This is a genomic window from Streptomyces sp. NPDC044921, from assembly GCF_056432865.1.
The window spans coordinates 150,713-175,793 of sequence record NZ_JBWKIF010000004.1 but is presented as its reverse complement, the minus strand read 5'-3'; the positions used below and the strand labels follow the sequence as shown (position 1 = coordinate 175,793).

General features: G+C 73.6%; 17 protein-coding genes and 1 pseudogene. 15 read left to right on the top strand and 3 right to left on the bottom strand.

From position 1 onward, the window contains the following. Positions 1-60: 60 nt before the first annotated feature. On the top strand, positions 61-1,860 hold the full coding sequence (gene ggt / locus AC07DA_RS08135) for a gamma-glutamyltransferase (RefSeq protein WP_479125670.1): 1,800 nt from the start codon (positions 61-63) through the stop codon (positions 1,858-1,860). A 48-nt stretch (positions 1,861-1,908) separates the two neighbouring features. Here the strand turns inward: ggt and AC07DA_RS08130 are convergent, their stop codons facing one another. Further along, the gene (locus AC07DA_RS08130; protein ID WP_479125668.1) at positions 1,909-4,431 is read right to left on the bottom strand and encodes an ATP-dependent Clp protease ATP-binding subunit; all 2,523 of its coding nucleotides are present in this window, start codon (positions 4,429-4,431) and stop codon (positions 1,909-1,911) included. A gap of 179 nt (positions 4,432-4,610) precedes the next feature. After that, positions 4,611-5,378 (bottom strand): type I methionyl aminopeptidase, encoded by a 768-nt coding sequence (map, locus tag AC07DA_RS08125; RefSeq protein ID WP_479125666.1) that lies wholly within the window; start codon positions 5,376-5,378, stop codon positions 4,611-4,613. Between the two features lie 32 nt (positions 5,379-5,410). Here map and AC07DA_RS08120 point away from each other — a divergent pair, with 32 nt between their 5' ends. The 9 genes and pseudogenes from AC07DA_RS08120 (at position 5,411) to AC07DA_RS08080 (ending at position 16,584) form a co-directional block, all read left to right on the top strand. Further along, complete coding sequence (locus AC07DA_RS08120; protein WP_479125664.1) at positions 5,411-5,662, top strand: helix-turn-helix domain-containing protein; 252 nt, start codon at positions 5,411-5,413, stop codon at positions 5,660-5,662. Between the two features lie 110 nt (positions 5,663-5,772). After that, positions 5,773-7,494 carry a hypothetical protein gene (locus AC07DA_RS08115; RefSeq protein WP_479125663.1) on the top strand — a complete coding sequence of 574 codons (1,722 nt, stop codon included), beginning with the start codon at positions 5,773-5,775 and terminating at the stop codon, positions 7,492-7,494. Between the two features lie 170 nt (positions 7,495-7,664). Next, positions 7,665-8,506, top strand: a pseudogene (locus AC07DA_RS08110) (nitrilase-related carbon-nitrogen hydrolase). Further along, complete coding sequence (locus AC07DA_RS08105; RefSeq protein ID WP_479125661.1) at positions 8,503-9,789, top strand: aspartate aminotransferase family protein; 1,287 nt, start codon at positions 8,503-8,505, stop codon at positions 9,787-9,789. Before AC07DA_RS08110 ends, AC07DA_RS08105 begins: the two are co-directional and overlap by 4 nt. A gap of 27 nt (positions 9,790-9,816) precedes the next feature. Further along, entirely contained in the window at positions 9,817-11,469 is a 1,653-nt protein-coding gene (locus AC07DA_RS08100; protein ID WP_479125660.1) for a PucR family transcriptional regulator, read from the top strand. 101 nt (positions 11,470-11,570) lie between these two features. Continuing rightward, positions 11,571-12,413, top strand: a complete 843-nt coding sequence (locus AC07DA_RS08095) for a nitrilase-related carbon-nitrogen hydrolase (RefSeq protein ID WP_479125659.1) — start codon at positions 11,571-11,573, stop codon at positions 12,411-12,413. Positions 12,414-12,504: 91 nt separating this feature from the next. After that, positions 12,505-13,890 carry a dihydropyrimidinase gene (hydA, locus tag AC07DA_RS08090; RefSeq protein ID WP_479125658.1) on the top strand — a complete coding sequence of 462 codons (1,386 nt, stop codon included), beginning with the start codon at positions 12,505-12,507 and terminating at the stop codon, positions 13,888-13,890. An 11-nt stretch (positions 13,891-13,901) separates the two neighbouring features. Then, a complete protein-coding gene (locus AC07DA_RS08085) occupies positions 13,902-14,924 on the top strand; it encodes a TIGR03842 family LLM class F420-dependent oxidoreductase (protein ID WP_479125657.1) in 1,023 nt (340 codons plus the stop codon). 139 nt (positions 14,925-15,063) lie between these two features. Continuing rightward, on the top strand, positions 15,064-16,584 hold the full coding sequence (locus tag AC07DA_RS08080) for an NCS1 family nucleobase:cation symporter-1 (RefSeq protein ID WP_479125656.1): 1,521 nt from the start codon (positions 15,064-15,066) through the stop codon (positions 16,582-16,584). 28 nt (positions 16,585-16,612) lie between these two features. Here the strand turns inward: AC07DA_RS08080 and AC07DA_RS08075 are convergent, their stop codons facing one another. After that, positions 16,613-17,281, bottom strand: a complete 669-nt coding sequence (locus tag AC07DA_RS08075; protein WP_479125654.1) for a hypothetical protein — start codon at positions 17,279-17,281, stop codon at positions 16,613-16,615. Positions 17,282-17,778: 497 nt separating this feature from the next. Here AC07DA_RS08075 and AC07DA_RS08070 point away from each other — a divergent pair, with 497 nt between their 5' ends. From AC07DA_RS08070 to AC07DA_RS08050, 5 genes are all read left to right on the top strand, one after another. Continuing rightward, on the top strand, positions 17,779-20,109 hold the full coding sequence (locus tag AC07DA_RS08070; protein WP_479125653.1) for a hypothetical protein: 2,331 nt from the start codon (positions 17,779-17,781) through the stop codon (positions 20,107-20,109). Positions 20,110-20,121: 12 nt separating this feature from the next. Continuing rightward, the gene (locus tag AC07DA_RS08065; protein ID WP_479125651.1) at positions 20,122-21,948 is read left to right on the top strand and encodes a gamma-glutamyltransferase family protein; all 1,827 of its coding nucleotides are present in this window, start codon (positions 20,122-20,124) and stop codon (positions 21,946-21,948) included. Between the two features lie 93 nt (positions 21,949-22,041). After that, positions 22,042-22,887: an inositol monophosphatase family protein gene (locus AC07DA_RS08060; RefSeq protein ID WP_479125649.1), complete on the top strand. Its 846-nt coding sequence runs from the start codon at positions 22,042-22,044 to the stop codon at positions 22,885-22,887. 177 nt (positions 22,888-23,064) lie between these two features. Beyond that, positions 23,065-24,474, top strand: a complete 1,410-nt coding sequence (locus tag AC07DA_RS08055) for a phytoene desaturase family protein (protein WP_479125647.1) — start codon at positions 23,065-23,067, stop codon at positions 24,472-24,474. Next, on the top strand, positions 24,471-24,980 hold the full coding sequence (locus AC07DA_RS08050) for an O-acetyl-ADP-ribose deacetylase (protein WP_479125646.1): 510 nt from the start codon (positions 24,471-24,473) through the stop codon (positions 24,978-24,980). The genes AC07DA_RS08055 and AC07DA_RS08050 overlap by 4 nt, the downstream gene beginning before the upstream one ends. The last annotated feature ends 101 nt before the right edge of the window (positions 24,981-25,081 follow it).

The following is a 25,081-nucleotide window of genomic DNA, read 5'->3' as shown; positions in this document are numbered from 1 at the left end:
TCCTGACGGGGCCATGGCGATGAACTAAGCTGCCCGGACTGCCATCGCCTGGAGGTGCGGATGCGTCGTCCTGTCGCACGGAATCTGACGGTCCTGGCGGTCTCGGCCGCCGTGGTGGCTTCGGTGGGGGCGGCGGCGCCACCCGCCGCGCACAGTCCCGGCGGTGACAAGACCCCCCTGGCCGTCGGTTACGGCGGCGCCGTCTCCAGCGTCGACCCGGACGCCTCCGCCGCCGGGATCGAGGTTCTCAGGAAGGGCGGCAACGCCGTCGACGCCGCCGTCGCCACGGCCGCGGCCCTCGGCGTCACCGAGCCCTACTCCGCCGGCATCGGCGGGGGCGGCTACTTCGTCTACTACGACGCCACCTCCCGCACGGTCCGCACCATCGACGGCCGCGAGACCGCCCCGCTGAGCGCCGGCGAGGACCTCTTCGTCGAGAACGGCAGGCCCGTCCCCTTCGCCGAGGCCGTGAGCAGCGGCCTGAGCGTCGGCACGCCCGGCACGCCCGCCACCTGGCAGGCGACCCTCGACCGGTGGGGCAGCAAGCGGCTGGCGAGCGTCCTCAAGCCCGCCGAGCGCCTCGCCCGCGACGGCTTCACGGTCGACGAGACCTTCCGCGCGCAGACGGCCTCCAACGAGACCCGCTTCCGGTACTTCCCGGACACCGCCGAGCTGTTCCTGCCGGGCGGGCGGCTGCCCGTCGTCGGCTCCACCTTCAAGAACCCCGATCTCGCCCGGACCTACGCGGAGCTGGCGCGCAAGGGGGTCGGGGAGCTCTACCACGGCCGGCTCGGACGGGAGGTCGTCGAGACGGTCAACAAGCCGCCGGTGGACCCCTCCTCCGGCTGGCACGCGCGCCCCGGCGACCTGTCCGTCCGGGACCTGGCCGCCTACCGCACCAGGCTCCAGGCACCCACCAGGACCTCGTACCGCGGTCTCGGCGTCTACTCCATGGCGCCGTCCTCCTCCGGCGGCACGACGGTCGGCGAGGCGCTCAACATCCTGGAACGCACCGACCTGTCGAAGGCCGACCGGGCGGCCTACCTGCACCGGTTCATCGAGGCGAGCCGGATCGCGTTCGCGGACCGGGGCCGGTGGGTGGGCGACCCCGCGTTCGAGGACGTGCCGACGAAGGAGCTGCTGTCGCAGCGGTTCGCCGACTCGCGCGCCTGCCTCATCAGGGACGACGCCGTGCTCACGAGTCCCGTGGCGCCGGGTGATCCGCGCGACCCGAAGGCGTGCGACGCCGGCGGCACGGCCGCTCCCACGACGTACGAGGGCGACAGCACCACGCACCTGACCGTCGCCGACAAGTGGGGCAACGTCGTCTCCTACACCCTCACCATCGAGCAGACCGGCGGCAGCGGCATCACCGTGCCGGGCCGGGGGTTCATCCTCAACAACGAGCTGACCGACTTCTCCTTCGCCCCGGCCAACCCGGCCGTGCACGACCCGAACCTGCCCGGGCCGGGCAAGCGGCCCCGGTCGTCCATGTCGCCGACGATCGTGCTCGACCGGCACGGCAAGCCGGTGGTGGCCCTGGGATCACCGGGCGGCGCGACGATCATCACGACCGTGCTGCAGACGCTCACCGGGTTCCTCGACCGGGGGCTGCCGCTCGTCGACGCGATCGCCGCGCCCCGGGCCAGCCAGCGCAACGCCGCGCAGACGGAGCTGGAACCGGGGCTCGACGGTGACGTGAGGCGGCGGTTGGAGGCGATCGGGCACTCGTTCAGGGCCAACCCGGAGATCGGCGCGGCCACCGGGGTGCAGCGGCTGCCGGGCGGGAAGTGGCTGGCAGCCGCGGAGACCGTGCGGCGGGGCGGCGGGTCGGCGATGGTGGTGCGGCCCGCGCGGTGAGCGCCGGGCGCGGATCGGCGGGGGCCGGTCGCGCGGTTCCCCGCGCCCCTAACGGGGCGCGGTGCTGAACGCGAGCCGGCCGTCCTGCACGTCCACGGTCACCCGGCCGCCCTCCGCGACGCTGCCGTCCAGCAGCAGGCGGGACAGTTCGTTGTCCACCTCGCGCTGGATGGTGCGGCGCAGGGGGCGGGCGCCGTACTCCGGCTGGTAGCCGTGGTCGGCCAGCCACTCCACCGCGCGGTCGGTGAAGTCGACCGTGACGCCCTTGCCGCGGACCAGGGAACGGGTGCGGTCCAGCAGCAGGTCGGTGATCCGGCGCAGCTGCTGGGTGGTGAGCTGGCGGAAGACGACGATCTCGTCGATGCGGTTGAGGAACTCCGGGCGGAAGTGCTCCCGCAGGGGGCGCAGGATCTGCTCGCGGCGGGCCTCCTCGTCCGCGTCGGCGCCGCCCGACGCGAAGCCCACGGACGCGCCGCGGCGGGTGATCGCCTCGGAGCCCAGGTTGCTGGTCATGACGATGACCGTGTTGGCGAAGTCCACCGTCCGGCCCTGGGAGTCGGTCAGCCGGCCGTCGTCCAGCACTTGGAGCAGGATGTTGAAGACGTCCGGGTGGGCCTTCTCCACCTCGTCCAGCAGGAGCAGCGAGTACGGGTGGCGGCGGACGACCTCGGTGAGCTGGCCCGCCTCCTCGTGCCCGACGTAGCCGGGCGGGGCGCCGACCAGGCGGCTGACGGTGTGCCGCTCCTGGTACTCGCTCATGTCGAGGCGGACCATGCGGTCCTCGCTGCCGAACAGGGCCTCCGCGAGCGCCCGGGCCAGCTCGGTCTTGCCGACGCCCGTCGGGCCCAGGAACAGGAAGCTGCCGATCGGGCGGTCGGGGGCGGCGAGCCCGGCGCGGGAGCGCAGCACCGCGTCGGCGACGACCCGGACGGCCTCGTCCTGGCCGACGACCCGCTCGTGCAGGTGCTCCTCCAGGCCCAGCAGGCGGTCCTTCTCCTCCTGCGTGAGGCTGCTGACCGGGATGCCCGTCTGGCGGGACACCACCTCGGCGATCGCCTCGGCACCGACCACCAGGTCCTGGCCCTCGTCGACCTCGCCGTCACCGCCGGCGTCGGTGATCCGCTGCTTGACGTCCAGGATCCGGTCGCGCAACTGGGTGGCCTGCTCGTACTGCTCGTCCGCGACCGCCTGGTCCTTGTCCCGGACCAGCTGCTCCAGCTCCCGCTCCAGGGCCCGCACGTCCGTGCCCTTGGTCCGGGCCCGCAGCCGCACCCGGGCACCGGCCTGGTCGATCAGGTCGATCGCCTTGTCGGGCAGGCGGCGGTCGGTGAGGTAGCGGTCGGACAGCTCCACGGCCGCGACCAGGGCCTCGTCGGTGTAGCGGACCTGGTGGTGGGCCTCGTAGCGGTCCTGCAGACCGCGCAGGATCTCGATCGCGTCGGCGGGGGTGGGCTCCGGCACCATGATCGGCTGGAAGCGGCGGGCCAGCGCCGCGTCCTTCTCGATCCGGCGGTACTCCTCCAGGGTGGTGGCGCCCACGATGTGCAGCTCGCCCCGGGCGAGGGCGGGCTTGAGGATGTTGCCCGCGTCCATGGAGCTGCCGTCGCCGCCCCCGGCACCGGCGCCGACGACCGTGTGCAGCTCGTCGATGAAGATGATCAGCTGGTCGGAGTGGGCGCGGATCTCGCCGACGATGTTGTTCATCCGCTCCTCGAAGTCACCCCGGTAGCGGGTGCCCGCGACCACGCCCGTCAGGTCCAGGGCGACCACCCGGCGGCCGGTCAGCACGTCGGGCACGTCCCCCTCGGAGATGCGCTGGGCCAGGCCCTCCACGATGGCGGTCTTGCCGACGCCCGCGTCCCCGATCAGCACGGGGTTGTTCTTGCCGCGCCGGGAGAGGACCTCGACGGTCTGCTCGATCTCCTCGTCCCGGCCGATCACCGGGTCGATCCGGCCCTGCCGGGCCAGGTCGGTGAGGTCGCGGCCGTACTTGTCGAGGGTCGGCGTGTTGGTCGCGCGCGGCCGTTCGGCCTGGGGTGCCTCCGGTGCCTCGGGCGGACTGGAGGGCGCGAAGCGGGCCGCGTTGAGGATGTGCCCGGCCGCCGAGTCGGGGTTCGAGGCCAGCGCGCTGAGCACGTGCTCCGGGCCGATGTAGCCGTAGCCGCGGGCCCGGGCCATGTCGTGCGCGTCCAGCAGGGCACGCTTGGCGGCCGGGGTGAGGGAGAGCGCGGTCGGCGGCGGCGCGTCGTCCGGGGAGTGCTGGGCCGGGCCCGACCGTTCGTCGATCTGGGAGGCCAGCGAGTCCGGGTTCGCGCCGGCCTTGCTCAGCAGGGTCCGGGTGGGTTCCGTCGCGAGCGCCGCCCGCAGCAGGTGCTGCGTGTCCAGGTCCCGGCTGCCGTGCTCGGCGGCGTACTGCGCGGCACCGCGGACGAGCTCCCGGGCCGGCTGGCTGAGCAGCCGGCCGAGATCGATCTGCCGGGGACCGGGACGCGGTCCGCCGAAGAAGCGTGCGAGGAATTCTCCGAAGGGGTCCGAGCCGTAGCCCTCCGGGCTGCTGAAGCCGCTGCTCATGGGCCTTCCGTTCCCGGCGTCCCCGGCGCCCGGGCGGGGGACGCCCTCGCTGGTCGACGTGCCGGGGTCGGGTAACCCGGGTGGCAGCCCGTTACACCTGGGGCGCGCTCGTAGAACACCTTCGCACGATCGCCGACAAGGGGCACCTTCGGGGCATAACCGGATGAACCCGGTCGATATCAGCGTGCGGTCAGGATCCTCGGGCCCGCGTCCGTGATCGCCACCGTGTGCTCGGCGTGGGCCGCGCGGGAGCCGTCGTTCGTCTTCAGGGTCCAGCCGTCGGGCGCCGCGTGGTAGTCGTCCGTGCCGCCCGCGACGACCATGGGCTCGATCGCCAGCACCATGCCGTGCCGCAGGCGCATGCCGCGTCCGGGCCGTCCCTCGTTCGGCACGCCCGGGTCCTCGTGCATCCGGCGCCCGATGCCGTGGCCGCCGAAGCCGTCGGGGATGCCGTAGCCGGCGGAGCGGCAGACCGTGCCGATCGCGTGGGCGATGTCGCCGATGCGGTTGCCGACGACGGCCGCCTCGATGCCGGCGGCGAGCGCCCGCTCGGCCGTCTCGATCAGGCGCAGGTCGCCCGGGCGCGGGGTGCCCACGACGAAGCTGAGCGCCGAGTCGCCGACCCAGCCGCCCAGTTCGGCGCCGAAGTCGATGGACACGAGGTCGCCGTCGCGCAGCCGGTACCGGGTCGGGATGCCGTGCACGATCGCGTCGTTGACCGAGACACACAGGACGGCCGGGAACGGGGTCGGCGCGAAGGACGGCCGGTAGCCGAGGAAGGGGGAGGACGCGCCCGCCTCTCGCAGCACGTCGTGCGCCACCTCGTCCAGTTCCAGCAGGGAAACGCCCACGTCGGCGGCCTTCCGGGCGGCCGTCAGCGCGCGGGCGACGACCTGGCCCGCCTCGTACATGGCGTCGATCGATGTGTCTGTCTTCAGCTCCACCATGCCAATTACTATACCGGTATTAGAATGGTGGCATGGTGCGCACCCCTCTCACCCCCGAAGAGCGCGAACGCGGCGAGCGGCTGGGCAGGCTGCTGCGTGAGGCGCGTGGCGACCGGAGCATGGCCGAGGTCGCGGCGAGCGCGGGCATCTCCGCGGAGACCCTCCGGAAGATCGAGACCGGACGGGCCCCGACCCCGGCCTTCTTCACGGTGGCCGCGCTGGCCGGCGTACTGGGTCTGTCGATGGACGAACTCGCCGGGCAGTGCGTCCTCGTGCCGCTCTGACCGGCCCCCGGAGAAGCCCGCTCCGCGGGTGAAAACTCCCCGTAGCACCGCTGTAACACGACTGGTGTTGCCTACGGGGCGGAGTGCTCCGGTCGGGCGGGAGTTGAGCGATGGCGGCGGATCGACTCCCGGCCGGGGTGCGGGAGTTCGCGAACTACCTGGACGGTCTCCTGGCGCGCCTCGACCCGTCCGGCGGCTGGTGCGCGGTGTTCTGGCAGCGGGATCCGGAGGGCATGCGGGCCTGCCTCGACGGGCGCGAGACGCCCCCCTGGGACGTGGTGGAGTCCCTGCTGGCCGACCTCGCCGTGCGGTACGGGCCGGGGAGCACCGGCCCGGAGACCGAACACGCCCGCGTCCTGCACGCCGCGGCCCTGGCCGCGTACGACACCCGGCCGGGCGTCCGCGACTCCCTCGCCGACCGCCTCGACGCCATGCTCCGCGAGCAGCAGTACGCGGCGGAACGCCAGGCCGCCCTGTCCCGCCAGCTGACCTCGGCCACCACCCCCGACCAGGCGGACGCCCTCCGCGTGGACCTGGCCTGGGCACGCGACGACCACGCACGCGCGACCGCACGCTGTGCGGAACTGCGGGCCCGGATGGCCCACGCCGACCGGCACGAGCGGGGAGCGGCCGCGGGGGAGTCCGGTGAGGCGGCCACTCCGCGCGGCGCCGGCGAGACCGGGCAGGACCGTGGGGGTGGTGGCGGGACGGCGGCCGTGCCCGCCCGGCAGGCCGGGCACGGCGAGACCACGCGCGGCTGGTCGGCGCCGGGCGACGGTGGCGGTAGGCCGTCGGTTCCCGACGGTCCTCATGGTGCCGTGGGGTCTTCGACGACACCGGGTCGGGGGGTGGCGCAGGGGGCCGGCGCGGGGAGTGCGGTCCGGTATGACGCGGGTGAGGGCGGGGGTGCGTCGGCGGTTGCCCGTGGTTCGTCCCGGCGTGGCCCGTCCGGCGCCCCGGCCCCCACCCCGGCCGCCCCAACTCCGACCGCCCCCTCCGCCGCCCCCACCCCCTCCGCCGCCCCCACCCCGGCCCCTCCTCCCGCGCCCTCCCCGGCGCAGGCGCAGAGCAGGACCCCGTCGCCCTCCGCCCCCAGGCTCCGCAGGCGCCGGCGCGGCAGTGCCCGGTTCGCCGGGGTCGTCGACGAGGACGACGTGCCCGTCGTGACGCCCGCCGCCGTGCCCGTGCTGCCCCTGCCCGGTGCCCCGGTCGCCGGGGGCGGTCCCCGGGGCGCCCGTTTCGCCGGGGCCGCCGAAGAGACGGGGGACGGGCGCGCGGTGGGGGAGGGGACCGCCGCCGGGGACGCCGACCGGGACGAGGTCGCCAGGGTCGTCGAGACGCTGGCGTGGCTGCGGGGCGAGGGGCGCAGCGGGGAGGCGCACGCCCTGCTCGTCGAGGCGGCCTCCTGGCAACCGGCCCGGTTCCCGCTGCTCGCCGAGCGGCTGCACCGCGCCGGGCTGGACGCCGACTGGCAGACCTTGCTCTGGGAGGCGGCCTCGCTGCCCGCCGGGCAACTGGTCGCCGCCGCCGACGCCCTGGCCGCGGCGGGACGCGAGAGCGACGCGCGGCAGATGCTGCGGCAGGGCGTCGCCCGCCCGCCGGACGAGATCGGCCGGGCTGTCCTCGCGCTGGCCGGCGAAGGGCGCCGGCGTGAGGTGCGCGTGCTGCTCGACGCCTACGTCAGGGTCCGCACCCCCGAGGAGGCCGCCCGCAGCGTCGGGCCCGACCCGCGGCGTCTCGTACCGCTGCTGCTGGAGGCCGCCGCGGCTGTGTCGGACGAGCGCCGCTGGGACCTCGTGCACGCCCTGCGGGTCGCCGGGCACCACGCCTGACCGGCGAAACCGTGGCTCCGGCGACTCACCCACAGGAGTGCGAATCGCGCGATGCCCCGCGGGTTGGCGACGATGGTCTTGGCAAGCCCGGGCGGGAGGCTTACGTTCGTGGCTCTACGGCCCGCTTCTACGGGCGTAGAGGCGCAGACGTCGCGTCGAAGGAGCAGCTCATGCCCAACGTCGTACGTGCCGCCCTGGTCCAGGCCACCTGGACCGGCGACACCGAGTCCATGGTGGCGAAACACGAGGAGCACGCCCGCGAGGCGGCCCGCCGGGGCGCGAGGATCATCGGGTCTAGGAAGTCTTCAACAGCCCCTACTTCTGTCAGGTCGAGGAGCCGGAGCACTACCGCTGGGCCGAGCCCGTCCCCGACGGGCCCACGGTCCGGCGGATGCGGGCGCTCGCCCGCGAGACCGGCATGGTGATCGTCGCGCCGGTGTTCGAGGCCGAGCAGCCCGGCTTCTACTACAACACCGCGGCCGTGATCGACGCCGACGGCAGCTACCTCGGCAAGTACCGCAAGCACCACATCCCGCAGCTGAAGGGCTTCCGCGAGAAGTTCTACTTCAAGCCCGGCAACCTCGGCTGGCCCGTCTTCGACACGGCGGCCGGCAGGGTCGGCGTGTACATCTGCTACGACCGCCACTTCCCGGAGGGCTGGCGGGAGCTCGGACTGGCCGGGGCCCAGCTGGTCTACAACCCCTCCGCCACGCACCGGAGCCTGTCGGCCCACCTGTGGCGGCTGGAGCAGCCCGCGGCGGCCGTCGCCAACGGCTACTACGTCGCCGCGATCAACCGCGTCGGGCAGGAGGAGTACGGCGACAACGACTTCTACGGCACGAGCTACTTCGTCGACCCGCGCGGGCAGTTCGTGGGAGACGTCGCCAGCGACAGCAAGGAGGAGCTCGTGGTCCGGGACATCGACCTCGACCTCATCGAAGAGGTGCGGCAGACGTGGGCCTTCTACCGCGACCGCCGCCCCGACGCCTACGAAGGGCTGGTGCGGCCGTGACCCACGACCTGCTGGGCCGCCACCGGGCCGTGCTCCCGGACTGGCTCGCCCTGTACTACGAGGAGCCGATCGAGATCACCCACGGCGAGGGCCGCCACGTCTGGGACGCCGAGGGCAACCGCTACCTCGACTTCTTCGGCGGCATCCTCACCACCATGACCGCGCACGCGCTGCCCGAGGTGACCAAGGCGGTGAGCGAGCAGGCCGGGCGGATCATCCACTCCTCGACCCTGTACCTCAACCGCCCGATGGTCGAACTGGCCGAGCGCATCGCCCAGTTGAGCGGCATCCCGGACGCCCGGGTGTTCTTCACCACCTCCGGCACCGAGGCCAACGACACCGCGTTGCTGCTCGCCACGACCTACCGGCGCAGCAACACGATCCTGGCCATGCGCAACAGCTACCACGGCCGCTCCTTCAGCTCCGTCGGCATCACCGGCAACCGCGGCTGGTCCCCGACCTCGCTGTCCCCGCTGCAGACGCTGTACGTGCACGGCGGCGTCCGCACCCGCGGCCCGTACGCCGCCCTGAGCGACGGCGACTTCATCGCGGCCTGCGTGGACGACCTGGCCGACCTGCTCGGCCACACCCGCCCGCCGGCCGCGCTGATCGCCGAGCCCATCCAGGGCGTCGGCGGCTTCACCTCACCGCCCGACGGGCTCTACGCCGCCTTCCGCGAAGTGCTGCACGAGCGCGGCATCCTGTGGATCGCCGACGAGGTGCAGACCGGCTGGGGCCGCACCGGCGAGCACTTCTGGGGCTGGCAGGCCCACGGGCAGCACGGGCCGCCGGACATCATGACCTTCGCCAAGGGCATCGGCAACGGCATGTCCATCGGCGGGGTCGTCGCCCGCTCCGAGATCATGAACTGCCTCGACTCCAACAGCATCTCCACCTTCGGCGGCACCCAGATCACCATGGCGGCGGGCCTCGCCAACCTGAACTACCTGCTGGAGCACGACCTCCAGGGCAACTCCCGGCGCGTCGGCGGCCTGCTCATCGAGCGGCTGCGGGCCGCCGCCGCGCAGGTGCCGGCCGTGCGGGAGGTCCGCGGCCGCGGCCTGATGATCGGCATCGAGATCACCAGGCCCGGCACCGACGAGGCCGACCCGGCGGCCGCGGCGGCCGTCCTGGAGGCGGCCCGCGAGGGCGGCCTGCTGATCGGCAAGGGCGGCGGCCACAACACCAGCGCGCTGCGGGTGGCCCCGCCGCTGTCCCTGAACGTCGCGGAGGCCGAGGAAGGCGCCGCGATCCTCGAGAACGCTCTGAGGAGCATCCTGTAGCGGTGCACTGACACAAGGGAACCTCACATGACCATCACCTCGGCTTCCCTCGAACCGGCCCTGTCGGTCCGGCAGGTCCTCACCCTGGAGCGGGTGCTCGCCGGGGAGCCCGAGGTGGTGGCCGGGGCGAGCCACCTCGACCGGCCCGTGCGGTGGGTGCACGTCGCCGAGGCCGCCGACGTCGGCGTCATGCTCAGGGGCGGCGAGATGGTCCTCACCACCGGCGTGCTGCTCGCCGGCGACGACGACAAGCAGGCGGAGTACGTCCGCTCGCTGCACCGCGCCGAGGCCGCGGCGGTCGTCCTCGGACTCGGCCGGGCCTTCCCCGCGCCGCCGGACGTGATGCGCCGGGCCGCCGAGCGGTGCGGGCTGCCGATGGTCGTCCTGCACCGGCCCTTCCCCTTTGCCGAACTGACCGAGGAGGTCCAGTCCCGGCTGGTGCGGCGCAAGTTCGCCGCCGTCAGCCTCTCCGAGGCCGTCCGCACCGAACTCACCGCCCTCATCACCGCGGGTGCCCCGCTGCAGCGCCTGCTCGACGAGGTCGCCCGGCACAGCGCCTGCCCCGTCGTCGTCACCAACCTCGCCCACCGCGTCCTCGGCACGGCGGGGGAGCGGCCCGCGGTCGACGACGTGCTGCGCGACTGGGAACGCATCGCCCGGCAGGCCTGGGGGCACCGCCCAGGCCTGCCGGGCACGGGGGGAGGCACCCAGGACGACGGCTGGATCCGGGCCGAACTCGGCGGGCGCGGGGAGCGCTGGGGCCGGATCGTGCTGTGCGGTTACCGCGGTGACACCGCCACCGGGCGGCTGCTGGCCGACCGCGCCGCCGAGGCCCTCGTCCTGCACCGCATGCTCGCCGGCGGCGCCACCCGCTCCTGGGAGGAGCAGTCCGCGCAGGGCCTGCTGACCGACCTGGTCAGCGGCGTCGTACCGGCGCGGCAGCTGCTGCCCCGGGCGCGGGCCGCCGGACTGCCGGTCAACCGGCGCACGTTCGTGCCGCTGGTGGTCCGCGACGGCGACCCCGCCCGCCTGGAACGGCTGCTGCGGCTGCTCGGCCTGTCCGGGCTGGTGGCGGAGCTGGCCGACGGAGCCACCGCCGTGCTCCTCAGCGTGGCCCGCGACCAGGACGCGGGCGCCCTCGCCGCGCACTTCGCGACCCGGCTGCGCACGGAGTCCGGGACGGTCCGCACCGTCGTCGCCGCGGCCGACCCGCGGCCCGCCTGGGACGACGTGCCCGCCGGTCTGCGCGAGGCCCGGCACGTCGCGGACGCCGTCGCCGACTCCTCGACGGTCCTCGACCTGCCACCGGTGGTCCGCCTGAAGGACGTCCACCTGCGCGGCCTGATCCGCCTGCTGCGCGACGACCCGCACGTGCAGTCCTTCGCGGAGCGGGAGCTGGACGGGCTGTTGCGCGAGGCGGACGAGGACCTGCTGTCTGTGCTGCGCACCTACCTCGCCACCGGCCGCAACAAGTCCCGTACCGCCCAGCTCCACCACGTCTCCCGGCCGGCCCTCTACCGCCGCCTGGAAGCGATACAGGCCCGGCTCGGCGTCGACCTCGACGACTTCGAGCAGGCCGCCTCGGTGCACATCGCGCTCCTCGCGCACGACGCGCAACAGCAGCGAAACACGCAACCACCTGGGAAAACGGCGGTGAAACATGAGACCGTTCGAGAGTGACACGGTGGCACGCCGCACGTCGCGGGACGTGACACGGTGCCACTCGAAGAGGACGTCCCGGCTTCCTAGGCTCACGGCACACCGAGCGACCGGAGGTCCCGATGAGCCGAGTGATCCGTGCCGCCGTCTTCCAGACCGCCTGGACCGGCGACAAGGAGTCGATGATCCAGGTGCACGAGCGGGCCGCCCGCGACGCCGCCGCGCAGGGCGCCCAAGTCCTCTGCTTCCAGGAGCTGTTCTACGGCCCGTACTTCTGCCAGGTGCAGGACCCCGCCTTCTACGAGTACGCCGAGCGGATCCCCGAGGGCCCGGTCGTCCGCCGCTTCCAGGCCCTCGCCGAGGAACTGGGCCTGGTCCTGGTGCTGCCGATGTACGAGGAGGAGCAGCCCGGCGTCCTCTACAACACCGCCGCCGTCATCGACGCGGACGGCTCCTACCTCGGCAAGTACCGCAAGACCCACATCCCCCAGGTCCGCGGCTTCTGGGAGAAGTTCTACTTCCGCCCGGGCAACAGCGGCTGGCCCGTCTTCGACACCGCGGTCGGCCGGATCGGCGTGTACATCTGCTACGACCGCCACTTCCCCGAGGGCTGGCGCGCCCTGGGCCTCGCGGGCGCCGAGATCGTCTTCAACCCCTCGGCCACCTCCCGGGGCCTGTCCGGCTACCTCTGGCAGCTGGAACAACCGGCGGCGGCCGTGGCCAACGAGTACTTCGTCGGCGCGATCAACCGGGTCGGCGTCGAGGAGTACGGCGACAACGACTTCTACGGCACCTCGTACTTCGTGGACCCGGAGGCCCAGTTCGTCGGCGAGGTGGCCAACGACAAGGAGCCCGAGCTGGTGGTGCGCGACCTGGACATGGCGAAGCTGCGCGAGGTACGCGACCGCTGGCAGTTCTACCGGGACCGGGCGCCCGGGGCCTACGGCCCGCTGACGGCCCCCTAGGGGCGCGGGGCCGTATTCGATATGCGGCTGCCGCCGCGTGCGCGCGACCAGCCACGACGAACCCGCAGGCACCCACAGTGAGGAGCGCCCGATGACCCGAACACTGATCCACGGCGGTCTAGTCATCACAGCTTCCGACGAAGTCCACGCCGACGTCCTGATCGAAGACGGCCGGATCGCCGCCCTGGCCGCGCCCGGAGTCCTCACCGCCGACCGCGCGATCGACGCCACCGGGAAGTACGTCATCCCCGGCGGCGTCGACGCCCACACCCACATGGAGCTCCCCTTCGGCGGCACCTTCGCCTCCGACACCTTCGAGACCGGCACCCGCGCCGCCGCCTGGGGCGGCACCACGACGATCATCGACTTCGCCGTGCAGAGCGTCGGCCACGCCCTGCGCGAGGGCCTCGACGCCTGGCACGCCAAGGCCGAGGGCAACTGCGCCATCGACTACGGCTTCCACATGATCGTCTCCGACGTCAACGAGGACACCCTCAAGGAGATGGACCTGCTGGTCGAGGAGGGCGTCACCTCCTTCAAGCAGTTCATGGCCTACCCGGGTGTCTTCTACAGCGACGACGGCCAGATCCTGCGCGCCATGCAGCGCTCCGCCGACAACGGCGGCCTGATCATGATGCACGCCGAGAACGGCATCGCCATCGACGTCCTGGTCGAACAGGCCCTGGCCCGCGGCGAGACCGACCCGCGCTACCACGGCGAGGTCCGCAAGGCCCTGCTGGAGGCCGAGGCCACCCACCGCGCCATCCGGCTCGCCCAGGTCGCCGGCGCACCCCTCTACGTCGTGCACGTCTCGGCGATGGAGGCCGTCGCCGAACTGGCCCGCGCCCGCGACGAGGGACTGCCCGTCTTCGGCGAGACCTGTCCCCAGTACCTGTTCCTGTCCACCGACAACCTCGCCGAGCCCGATTTCGAGGGCGCCAAGTACGTGTGCAGCACGCCGCTGCGGCCCCGCGAGCACCAGGCCAAGCTCTGGCAGGGCCTGCGCACGAACGACCTCCAAGTGGTCTCCACCGACCACTGCCCCTTCTGCTTCACGGGCCAGAAGGAGCTCGGCCGCGGCGACTTCTCCAAGATCCCCAACGGCCTGCCGGGCGTGGAGAACCGGATGGACCTGCTCCACCAGGCCGTCGTCGACGGGCACATCTCCCGCCGCCGCTGGATCGAGATCGCCTGCGCCACCCCGGCCCGCATGTTCGGCCTCTACCCCAAGAAGGGGACGATCGCGCCGGGCGCCGACGCCGACGTCGTGATCTACGACCCGCACGCCGAGCAGGTCATCTCGGCCGAGACCCACCACATGAACGTGGACTACTCGGCGTACGAGGGCCGGCGGGTCACCGGCCGCGTGGAGACGGTGCTCTCTCGCGGCGTACCGGTCGTCACCGAGCGGGAGTACACCGGACACGCCGGACACGGCGTCTTCACCCCGCGTTCCACCTGTCAGTACCTCGACTAGGAGTGGTGGGCATGGACTTCGGACTCGTCCTGCAGACCGACCCGCCGGCCTCGCGGGTGATCAGCCTGATGAAGCGCGCGGAACGCAACGGCTTCACCCACGGCTGGACCTTCGACTCCGCCGTGCTGTGGCAGGAGCCGTTCGTGATCTACAGCCAGATCCTGGCGAACACCACGAAGCTGAAGGTCGGGCCGATGGTGACCAACCCGGGCACCCGCACCTGGGAGGTCACCGCCTCCACCTTCGCCACCCTCAACGACATGTTCGGCAACCGCACGGTCTGCGGCATCGGCCGCGGCGACTCCGCGATGCGCGTGGCCGGCCGCAAACCCAACACCCTGGCCCGGATCAGCGACGCCATGCGGGTCATCCGGGCCCTCGGCAGCGGCCGGGAGGCCGACCTCGGCGGCGGCAGCGTCGTCAGGTTCCCGTGGATCAGGCCGGGCGCCGAACTGCCCGTGTGGATGGCCGCGTACGGCCCCAAGGCCCTGAAGATGACCGGCGAGGAGGCGGACGGCTTCATCCTCCAGCTGGCCGACCCGTACCTGACCGAGTACATGGTCAAGGCCGTGAAGGACGCGGCCGTCGCCGCCGGACGCGACCCGGCGGAGGTGACCGTCTGCGTGGCCGCCCCCGCCTACGTCACCGAGGACGACTCGCCCGAGGCGCTCGCCCACGCGCGCGAGCAGTGCCGCTGGTTCGGCGGCATGGTCGGCAACCACGTGGCCGACCTGGTCGCCAAGTACGGCGAGCACTCGGCCGCCGTACCCGGCGAACTCACCGCCTACATCAAGGCCCGCGAGGGCTACGACTACTCCCACCACGGCCGCGCCGGAAACCCGGACACCCGGTTCGTGCCCGACGAGATCGTCGACCGGTTCTGCCTGATCGGCCCGGTCGAGCGGCACGTCGAGAAGCTGAACGCACTGCGCGCCCTCGGCGTGGACCAGTTCGCCGTCTACGACATGCACGACGCGCAGGAGGCCGTGATCGACGCCTACGGCTCCCGGGTGATCCCGGCGGTCAACGGCTGACCCTCCCGCACAGCGGCCCTTCCCCACGCACTCCCCCTTCCCCCGGCCCGGGAAGGGGGCGCAGGACGCCCCGGGCGCACCCCCCATCGGCATCACCCGCACGGCCTTTCCCGTCCCACCTCCCTGATTGGCCCGGCCCATGACCGATACCGCTCCCACGGCCACACCCCCGAGCACCCAAGTCACCCTCGCCGACGGCCGGGTGGAGATCGCCCCCGGCGCCCCGGTGCCGAGCGGTCCCTACGCCAACGAGGACCTGCTGCCGGTCCCCGTCGCCCAACGCACCTGGACCACGTACAACTTCTCCGCACTGTGGGTCGGCATGGCCCACAACACGGCCTCCTGGACCCTGGCCTCCGGGCTCATCGCCGTCGGCATGGACTGGAAGCAGGCGGTGTTCACCATCGCCCTCGCCAACGTCATCGTGCTGATACCCATGCTCCTCACCGGGCACGCCGGGCCGAAGTACGGCATACCCTTCCCCGTCTTCGCGCGGGCCTCCTTCGGCATCCGCGGCGCCAACCTGCCCGCCGTGGTACGGGCGCTGGTGGCCTGCGGCTGGTTCGGCATCCAGACCTGGATCGGCGGCGAGGCCATCTACTTCCTGGCCGGGAAGCTCATCGGCGGCGGCTGGACGGACGCCGCGAAGGTCGGCGGCCACGCCTGGACCATGTGGCTGTCGTTCGCGCTCTTCTGGGCGCTGCAGGTCGTCATCATCTACCGGGGCATGGAGACGATCCGCCGCTTCGAGAACTGGGCGGCGCCCTTCGTGCTCATCGGCGCGTTCGTGATGCTGTGGTGGATGAGCGACAAGGCGGGCGGCTTCGGACCGCTGCTGGACCAGCCCTCCAAGCTCGGCTGGGGCGCCGACTTCTGGACGCTGTTCGCCCCCGCCCTCATGGGCATGATCGGCTTCTGGTCCACGCTGTCGCTCAACATCCCCGACTTCACCCGCTACGGCAGGAGCCAGAAGGCCCAGACCTGGGGCCAGGCCCTCGGCCTGCCCACCACCATGACGCTCTTCGCGTTCCTGTCGGTGATGGTCACCTCCGGCTCCCAGGCCGTCTACGGCGAGGCCATCTGGGACCCGGTGCAGCTCGCGGCCAAGACCGACAACACCGTGGGCCTGCTCTTCGCGCTGGTCACCGTCCTGGTGGCGACCCTGTCCGTCAACGTCGCCGCCAACCTCGTCTCACCGGCGTTCGACTTCTCCAACATCGCGCCGCGCCGCGTCAGTTTCCGCGCCGGGGCCCTCGCGACCTGCGTCCTCGGCGTGCTGATCTTCCCGTGGAAGCTGTACTCCGACCCGCAGGGCTACATCTTCACCTGGCTCGGCCTGGTCGGCGGCCTGCTCGGCACCGTCGCCGGCATCCTCATCGCCGACTACTGGATCCTGCGCCGTTCCCGGCTCGACCTGGCCGACCTGTACCGCACGGGCGGCCGCTACTGGTACGAAGGCGGCTGGAACTGGCGGGCCGTCGTCGCCTTCGCGGCCGGTGGTGTCCTCGCCGTCGGCGGCGCGAGCTTCGAGCCGCTGATCGACGGCCGTCCCCTCCCCGCCCTCGCCGGTCTGGCCGACTACGGCTGGGCGGTGGGCCTGGGCACGTCGATGGCGCTGTACCTGCTGCTGATGGCGCCGCGCGGCCGCGCGACCCGCTGAGCCGGGTGACCGCCGCGCCGGGGAGCGCTCAGCCCTTCTCGCTCTCCAGCGCGGCCACCGCCTCCTTCGCCGCCCTGATGGCGCCCTTGTTGATGGTGTCCGTGCCGGGCGCCTTCTTCGACTCGAAGTCGCTGCCGTTGTAGGTGATCGTCACCAGCGCGTTGGACGCCCGGGCGACCACCACGCCCTCCCGGGTCTGCTGCCCGTCCTCGGTGGTGAGGTTCACGACGGAGTACGCGCCGTCCCCCAGACCGGGGACGGCCCCGCCGCCGCTCCTGCGCTCCAGCTGCTCCCGGTACGACTTCTCGGCGGCCTCGTCCGACGCCATCACCTCGTAGGACACGTCGAGCCAGCGGTAGTCGTACCCCTTGAGGGCGTTCCACGAACAGGTCCGGCGCAGTGTCGAGTCCGTGGAGGGGATCTCCTTGCCGGCGGTCCTGGCGCCCGGGACCAGCGACTCGACGGTCTTCTCGGCGATGCTCTCGCAGGGGGCCGGTGCCGCCGCGTACGTCTTGGGCGCCGTGGACGTCGAGGGAGCGGAGGCGGACTGGGTCTCGGTCTTCTCCTCAACCGGCCTGTGCTCGGCGGCCGTCGGCGCGGCGAGCGGGCCGGCCGACAGCGCCCAGCCCGCCGCGGCGAGCACGGCCACCGGCGACAGGCGTGCGGTCAGGGCCAGGGGGAGGGGTAGGGAACGCACGGCGCCCTTCTCGTGGGGGAACGGACGGTGCGGAACGGGTCCGCACGGCGGACGGGACGACAGTTTCACACGAGTCCCTGTAGGGCGGAAGTACGAACTCGCAGCGTGGCCGCGCGGTGACGGTGCCGCAGTGCGCACGCGGGTGGTTCGGGCCGGTTGAGCGGCATGTGGCCGGTCTGCGGCCAGTCGCCCGGCATCGGCACACCGGAACCGAAGAGATCGTCAAGACTGCCGGACCCCGGCAGTGTCCCGGCATCCGCCGCCACGCCATAGTGGGGCGGCACCACGCCGGCGGGCCCGCTCAACAGCACCCGGGGGGACTGTTCGACCTGGACCGGGCGAACGCGTCGTCCCCCGGGCTGATGGGCTGCTCGTGCGGTTACGTGCAGCTGTTCGTCCATGGTGACCTGAGACCGCACCGGCTCTCGTGATCTTCGCGGCGCCGTTCCGCCGCAGGGCCCGCGCCTTCTCGTCACCCACGCAGTGAAAGCAGTCCCGTGGCCTTCCTCTTCTTCATGGCGTGCGGTTTCGTCACCGCCGCCCTCGCCGCCCTGTGGGGCAACTGGCGTGACGGATCCGCCGAGCGTGCCCGTGCCGCGGGCAGGGCGGTCGGAGTCCCCGCGGAGGTCTCCTGGCCGGAGGCCGACGGACGGGGCGCCGGGAACCGTCGCGTGCGGGGCGACCTGTGGCTGGCGGCCGACGCCGGCCTGCCGGTCCGCTTCGTGTCGGACTCCGCCGTGCTCACGGTCGCCCCCGGCGGCAGGATCGCAGACGTCGTCCCCTCGCACCGATGGGGTACCACCCGGCTGTCGTTCGGCCCGTGCAGCACCGTCCTCTACGAACTCCCGGGGACCGGCCGCGTCCTGGGGTTCACCGTGCCCCGGCCCGCCGCCGGGACCGTGAGCACGGCGCTCACCGCCCCCGTCAGCGAGGGAAGCCCCCGGCACGCGCAGGAAGACGCCTTGCGCGTTCCCCTCCTGCGGCGGGTACGGGTCCCCCGGGTTGCCGCCGTCCTGCTGAGCTGCGCGCTCGCCCTGGGAATCTTCGGGGCACACACCTTCGCGCTCGGCCGGGAAGTCACCGCACGGGTGACCGGAGTACGCGGCGACTCGTGCCGGGTGACGTGGCAGGATCCGTGGGACGGGAGTCACGACCGGCACGCGAGCGTGGACTGCTACGCGCAGCAGAAGCCGGGGGACACCCTGCGCGTCAGCGCCCGGCCGTGGCCGGTCCGCGGGGAGGCGGCCGATCTGGAGGACTCGCCGTTCATGACGGCTGTCGGCGTCGCCGTCACGGGAGCGGGGGGACTGGCCGGCACCCTGGCGGCGACCGCGGGGTACGCCCGCCGTCTGCGACGGCTGCGCACCCATCTGCGAACCGGTGACGGTCCGTCCGGCACCACGTCCCGGACGCTGGTCGTGCCCTGGTGGAGCTGGGCCGCCGGCACGGTGGGCGTGACGGGTCTGTGCGCGGTGGCGCTCGCGTACGGCTTCGGCCGGCCCGTCGAGGCGGAGGTGACCCGCGTGACCGAGTACGGCTGCGCGGTCACCTGGGCCGACCCCTGGGACGGTGCCCGCCGGACGGCGGAGGTCGACTGCGAGGGAGCCGCCCGCGGTGACAGGCTGGACATCAGCGCGCTGCCGTGGCCCCTGCGGGGCGAGGCGTTCGACCGGGACCTCACCCCGGTGGCCCTGGGCCTGGCCACCTTCCTCGGTGCGGGCATCGCGTCGGCCGGAATCGTCTACCGCACCCGCCGCGCACGGCGAGCGAACGCCCTCGCGGGTCTTAGCGCCCTTCCGCCCGCCGGTGACGCCGGCCGCCCGGCAGCCCGCGCCACGCCCCGGGCCCGGCCCGACGACGTACTGGCGCGGGACCACCTCGCCGCGGTCAGCGCCCTGCTCCTCGCGCGCACGGCCTCCGGCCACGGCGGGAAGCGGCGACCCGCCGAGCCCGGCCCGGGCGCCGGGCCGTGGTGGCGCTCACCGGCCCTGCGCCGCGTGGCGGCGAGATCGGGCATCTCCTGGGGCGCGCTGATCGCCCTGGCCGTGATCGGCGGGTTGTCGGGGGAGTGGTGGCTGACCACGGCCCGGCTCGCCACGGACGCGCCCGTGGCCGCGACCGCGCGGGTCCAGCTGGTCCACAGAGGACTGCCGTCGGAGCCATGGCTGCTGCCGGCCACGGCCGAGATCGGCTTCACGACCGCGAACGGCCGCAGCGTCGTCACCGACATCGCCGTCGCCGGTCCCGTTCCGGCCGAGGGCGCCACCGTGCGCATCGAGTACGCACCCGGCGCTCCGTCCGCCGCGAGGATCCCCGGGGACCCCGGTCTCACCCGCGGACTGTGGGTGAGCGCCACCGCCGCGTCGCTGGCCCTCGGCCGTGCGGTCTGGTGCGCCGTCGCCGCCGGCCGGACGCTGCGCCGGGTGCTGCGCGCCGCCCGCTCGTCACCGGCGGGAACCTTCGACTACCTGGTCCTGCCCGACGGCGAGGAACCGGTGTCCGAGCCGCCCATGCTGCTGCTGTTCGAACCCGGCGCCGACCGGCCGGCCGCGCTGCTGTACGTCGAACCGGGCGCTCTCCACCTGCCGCCGTGGGGCACCGCCCGTCTGCACCGGGCCGCCGGGGACCCGTGGGCCGTGGCCTTCGTCGAGGGGCGGCCGGTATGGCCGACCAGTCCCCTGTTCGACCTCACCGACGAGGAAGAGGCCAAGGACCTGCGGGCGTACGTGGAGGAGCTCGTGCCGCCCGGTGTCATCCCGGCCGTCGAGACTGCCGGGAGAGAATCCCGGGCAGGCGAAAGCCCGGTCACCAACGCCGACAACCGATAGGTGAGGAGCCGTATGTTCACCACCCGCCCGACCCTGCAGGGCACCTTCGGCATGGTCTCCTCCACCCACTGGCTGGCCTCCCAGGCGGCGATGGCCGTGCTGGAGGACGGGGGCAACGCCTGCGACGCGGCCGTCGCGGGCGGCTTCGTGCTGCACGTGGTCGAACCCCACCTCAACGGCCCGGCCGGCGAGGTGCCGATCCTGTTCGCGCCGCCCGGCGGCGACGTGCGGGTGGTGTGCGGGCAGGGCGTCGCACCGGCCGGGGCGACCGTCGGCCACTACCGCGGCCTCGGCCTGGACCTCGTCCCCGGTACCGGGCCGCTCGCCGCCGCCGTGCCCGGCGCCTTCGACGCCTGGATGCTGCTGCTGCGCGACCACGGCACCAAGCCCCTCGACGACGTCCTGAAGTACGCCATCGGGTACGCCGAGCACGGCCACCCGCCCGTGGAGCGCGTCGGCCAGACCGTCGAGACCGTACGGGAGCTCTTCGAGACCGAGTGGACCTCCTCGGCGGAGGTCTACCTGCCCGGCGGCAAGGCACCGCGCCCCGGCGAGCTGTTCCGCAACCCCGCGCTCGCGGCCACCTGGAAGCGCCTGCTCGCGGAGACCGCCGGAGCCGGTGACCGGGAGGCGCGGATCGACGCGGCGCGGCGGGTGTGGCGCACCGGGTTCATCGCCGAGGCCCTGGTCCGGCAGGCCGCCCGCCCCACCCTCGACACCAGCGGCACCCACCACACCGGCACCCTCGCCGCCGACGACCTCGCCGCCTGGTCCGCGACCTGGGAGACACCGGCGACGTACGACTGGAACGGCTGGACCGTGTGCAAGCCCGGCCCCTGGAGCCAGGGCCCGGTCCTGCTGCAGCAGCTCGCCCTGCTCCCGCCCGAGCTGCCCCCGTACGGCTCGGCCGACTACGTCCACCTCCTGGTCGAGGGCTGCAAGCTCGCCATGGCCGACCGGGAGGCCTGGTACGGCGACGCCGCCGGCGTACCGCTCGACGACCTGCTGTCCACCGGGTACAACACCGCCCGCCGGGCCCTCGTCGGCGAGCGGGCCGAGCACGACCTGCGGCCCGGCAGCCCCGGCGGACGCACCCCGCGTCTGAGCGCGCACGCGCGCGTGGCGGCCGCCGCCCAGGAAGGCTTCGACGCGCTCGGCACCGGCGAACCCACGGTCGCGAAGCTCCCGGCCTCGCCCGTGCCCGGCGAACCGGAGATCCTCCCCGACGGCAGCACCCGGGGCGACACCTGCCACCTGGACGTCGTCGACCGCTGGGGCACCATGGTCTCGGCCACGCCCAGCGGCGGCTGGCTCCAGTCCAACCCCGTCGTGCCCGAACTCGGCTTCCCGCTCGGCACCCGGCTGCAGATGACCTGGCTGGAGGAGGGCCTGCCCGCCACTCTCACCCCCGGTCGCCGTCCCCGCACCACGCTCTCCCCGTCGATCGCGCTGCGCGAGGGCGTGCCCGCCGTGGCGTTCGGCACGCCCGGCGGCGACCAGCAGGACCAGTGGCAGCTGCACTTCCTCCTGGCTCTCGCGCTGCGCCCCCAGGCCCGCGGCGGGCCCGACCTGCAAGGCGCGATCGACGCCCCGAACTGGCACAACGACAGCTTCCCCGGCTCCTTCTACCCGCGCGGCATGCGCCCGGGCAGCGTGACGGTGGAAGGCCGCACCGACCCGGCCGTCGTGGCGGAGCTGCGGCGACGCGGCCACGAGGTGACCGTCGGCGCCCCCTGGTCGGAGGGCCGGCTCTGCGCGGTCGCCCGGGACCCGGAGACGGGCGTGCTGTCGGCGGCGGCGAACCCGCGCGGCATGCAGGGGTACGCCGTCGGCCGGTGACCGCGCCCCCGAGCACGCCGGAGTTCACCGCGATGCCACCCGGGGTGCACCCGGCGGGTGGGGATTGTCAGCGGCGCGTGTTGTGATGGAAGGGTGATCGACAGCAACGAAACCATCGAAGAGTTTCTCGGCCGGCACGCCTCCGACGTCGAAGAGACGATCCGCAAGGCGGCCGCCGCGGAGATCCTGCCGCGCTGGCGCCGGCTCGCCGCGCACGAGATCGACCAGAAGGCCGGCCCGCACGACCTGGTGACCGACGCCGACCGCAAGGCCGAGCTGTACCTGACCGAGGAACTGGTCGCCCTGCTGCCCGGCTCGGTCGTGGTGGGCGAGGAGGCGGTCCACGCCAACCCGTCCACCTACGAGGCGATACGCGGCGACGCCCCGGTCTGGATCGTCGACCCGGTCGACGGCACGCGGCAGTTCGTACACGGCGAGGCCGGGTTCTGCACCCTCGTCGCGCTGGCCCTCGGCGGCACCCTCCTCGCCTCCTGGACCTACGCCCCCGCCCGCGACCGGCTCGCCACCGCCCAGCGGGGCAAGGGCGCCTACCTGGACGGCGAGCGGCTGTTCGCCGGCGTTCCCGAGCCGGGACGGGACCTCCGCGTGGCCACCTCCCACCCGGACTACACGACGGACGAGCAGAAGCACGCCCTGCTCGCCCTGCGCACCGAGGGCGTGGCACCGCGCGCGTGCGGGTCGGCCGGCCTGGAGTACCTCGCCATCGCCCGCGGCGAGTCGGACGCCACGGCCTTCTCCTGGGAGGCGGCGTGGGACCACGCGGCCGGTCTGCTCCTCGTCGAGGAGGCGGGCGGCGCCCATCTGACCCTGACCGGCGAGCCGTTCCGGATCACGGGCGGCAACGCCCTGCCGTTCACCGCGGCCCGGGACGCGGCCACGGCCCGCCGGATCGCGGGGCTGCTGGCGGGCGGCGCGTGACGGCGGAGCCGTCGCGCGGTGCGCACCGGCGACGACCCTGCGCGCACGGGCGGGCGGCCACCGTCGCGAACCGGTCGCCCGCTGCGGATGTCCCCCGCGGCCGGTGACGGTCCGTTCCCGGGCATATCCTGATCCCCAGTGGCCGTCGGCTGACGAAGGGGTCCGAAGGTGCCGTCGATGCTCGATGCGGTCGTAGTGGGTGCGGGTCCGAACGGACTGACCGCGGCCGTGGAGCTGGCCCGGCGCGGCTTCTCCGTCGCCGTCTTCGAGGCCAGGGGCACCGTGGGCGGCGGTGCCCGCACCGAGGAGCTCACCCTGCCCGGCTTCCGGCACGACCCGTGCGCCGCGGCCCACCCCCTCGCCGTCAACTCCCCGGCGTTCCGCGCCCTGCCGCTGGAGCGGTACGGCTTGCAGTGGCTCCATGCCGAGCTGCCCATGGCCCACCCCTTCCCCGACGGCTCGGCGGCCGTGCTGTCCCGGTCCGTCGGCGAGACCGCCGCCTCCTTCGGCCCGCGCGACGCCGGGGCCTACCGGCGGCTGGTCGAGCCCTTCCTGCCCAAGTGGGACACGCTCGCCCGGGACTTCATGTCCCTGCCGCTCACGGCGCTGCCGCGCGACCCGGTCACGCTCGCCCGCTTCGGGCTCGCCGGCCTGCCCCCGTCGACCCTGCTGATGCGCCGCTTCCGCGACGAACCGGCCAGGGCGCTGTTCGCCGGGCTCGTCGCCCATGTCATGGCACCGCTCGGCGGGCTCGCCACCGGCGCCGTCGGCCTGGTCTTCGCGCTCGCGGCACACGCCCGCGGCTGGCCGCTCGCCCGCGGTGGCTCCCAGGCGCTCTCCGACGCCCTCGCCGCCCACCTGCGCGACCTCGGCGGCAGCGTCCACACCGACTACGAGGTCAAGCGCCTCGACGACCTGCCGCCCGCCCGGGCCTACGTCTTCGACACCTCGCCCACGGCCCTGGCCCGCATCGCCGGATTCGGCAGCCACTACGCCGGCTACCGCTACGGACCGGGCGTGTTCAAGATCGACTACGCGCTGGACGGGCCCGTGCCGTGGACCGCGAAGGAGGCCCGCGTCGCCGGCACCGTGCAGGTCGGTGCGGACAGCGCGGAGATCGGTGCGGCCCTGCGCGCGGCCGCCCGTGAGGGCAGGGCCCCCGACCGGCCGTTCCTCATCACGACCCAGCCGAGCGTGGTCGACCCGACCCGCGCTCCCGAGGGCAAGCACGTCTTCTGGGCCTACGGGCACGTCCCGCACGGCTGGACGGGCGACCTCACCGACGCCGTCGAACGCCAACTGGAGCGCTTCGCCCCCGGGTTCCGCGACCGCGTCCTGGCCCGCGCCACGGCCGGCCCGCCCGAACTCGCCGCCCGTAACCCCAACTACGTCGGCGGCGACATCGCCACCGGTGCCGCCTCCGGCCTCCAGCTCCTGCTGCGCCCGAAGCTCACCCTGTTCCCGTACCACACGCCCCACCCGGCGGTCTTCATCTGCTCCTCGGCGACCCCGCCGGGCCCGGGCGTGCACGGCATGTCGGGACACAACGCGGCGAAGGCCGTCTGGAAGCGACTGAGGCAGACATGACCACCATCGAAGCGGTCCGGGGCGACATCACGCGCGAGAGCGTCGACGCGATCGTCAACGCGGCCAACTCCTCGCTGCTGGGCGGGGGAGGGGTCGACGGCGCGATCCACCGGCGCGGCGGCCCGGCGATCCTGGAGGCCTGCCGCGAGCTGCGCGCTTCCCGCTACGTCAAGGGCCTGCCCACCGGCCAGGCGGTCGCCACCACCGCCGGGGACCTGGACGCCCGCTGGGTCATCCACACCGTCGGCCCCGTCCACAGCACCACCGAGGACCGTTCCCACCTCCTCGCCTCCTGCTACCGCGAGTCGCTGCGCGTCGCCGACGGACTCGGCGCCCGCACGGTCGCGTTCCCGGCCGTCTCCACCGGCGTCTACGGCTGGCCCATGGACGACGGCGCCCGCATCGCCGTCGAGACGGTCCGGGCGGCGGACACGGCGGTCGAGCGGGTCAGGTTCGTGCTCTTCGACGAGCGGGCCCACGAGGTGTTCGCCGCTCGGCTGCGCTGAGGCACCACTCGGGGCGGTCGCGTCGCCGTCGTACGGATCCGGCCCGAACGGATGGCGGCCCCGACCGCATCGACCTCCCCTGGGCGCGTCCGGCACAGTCC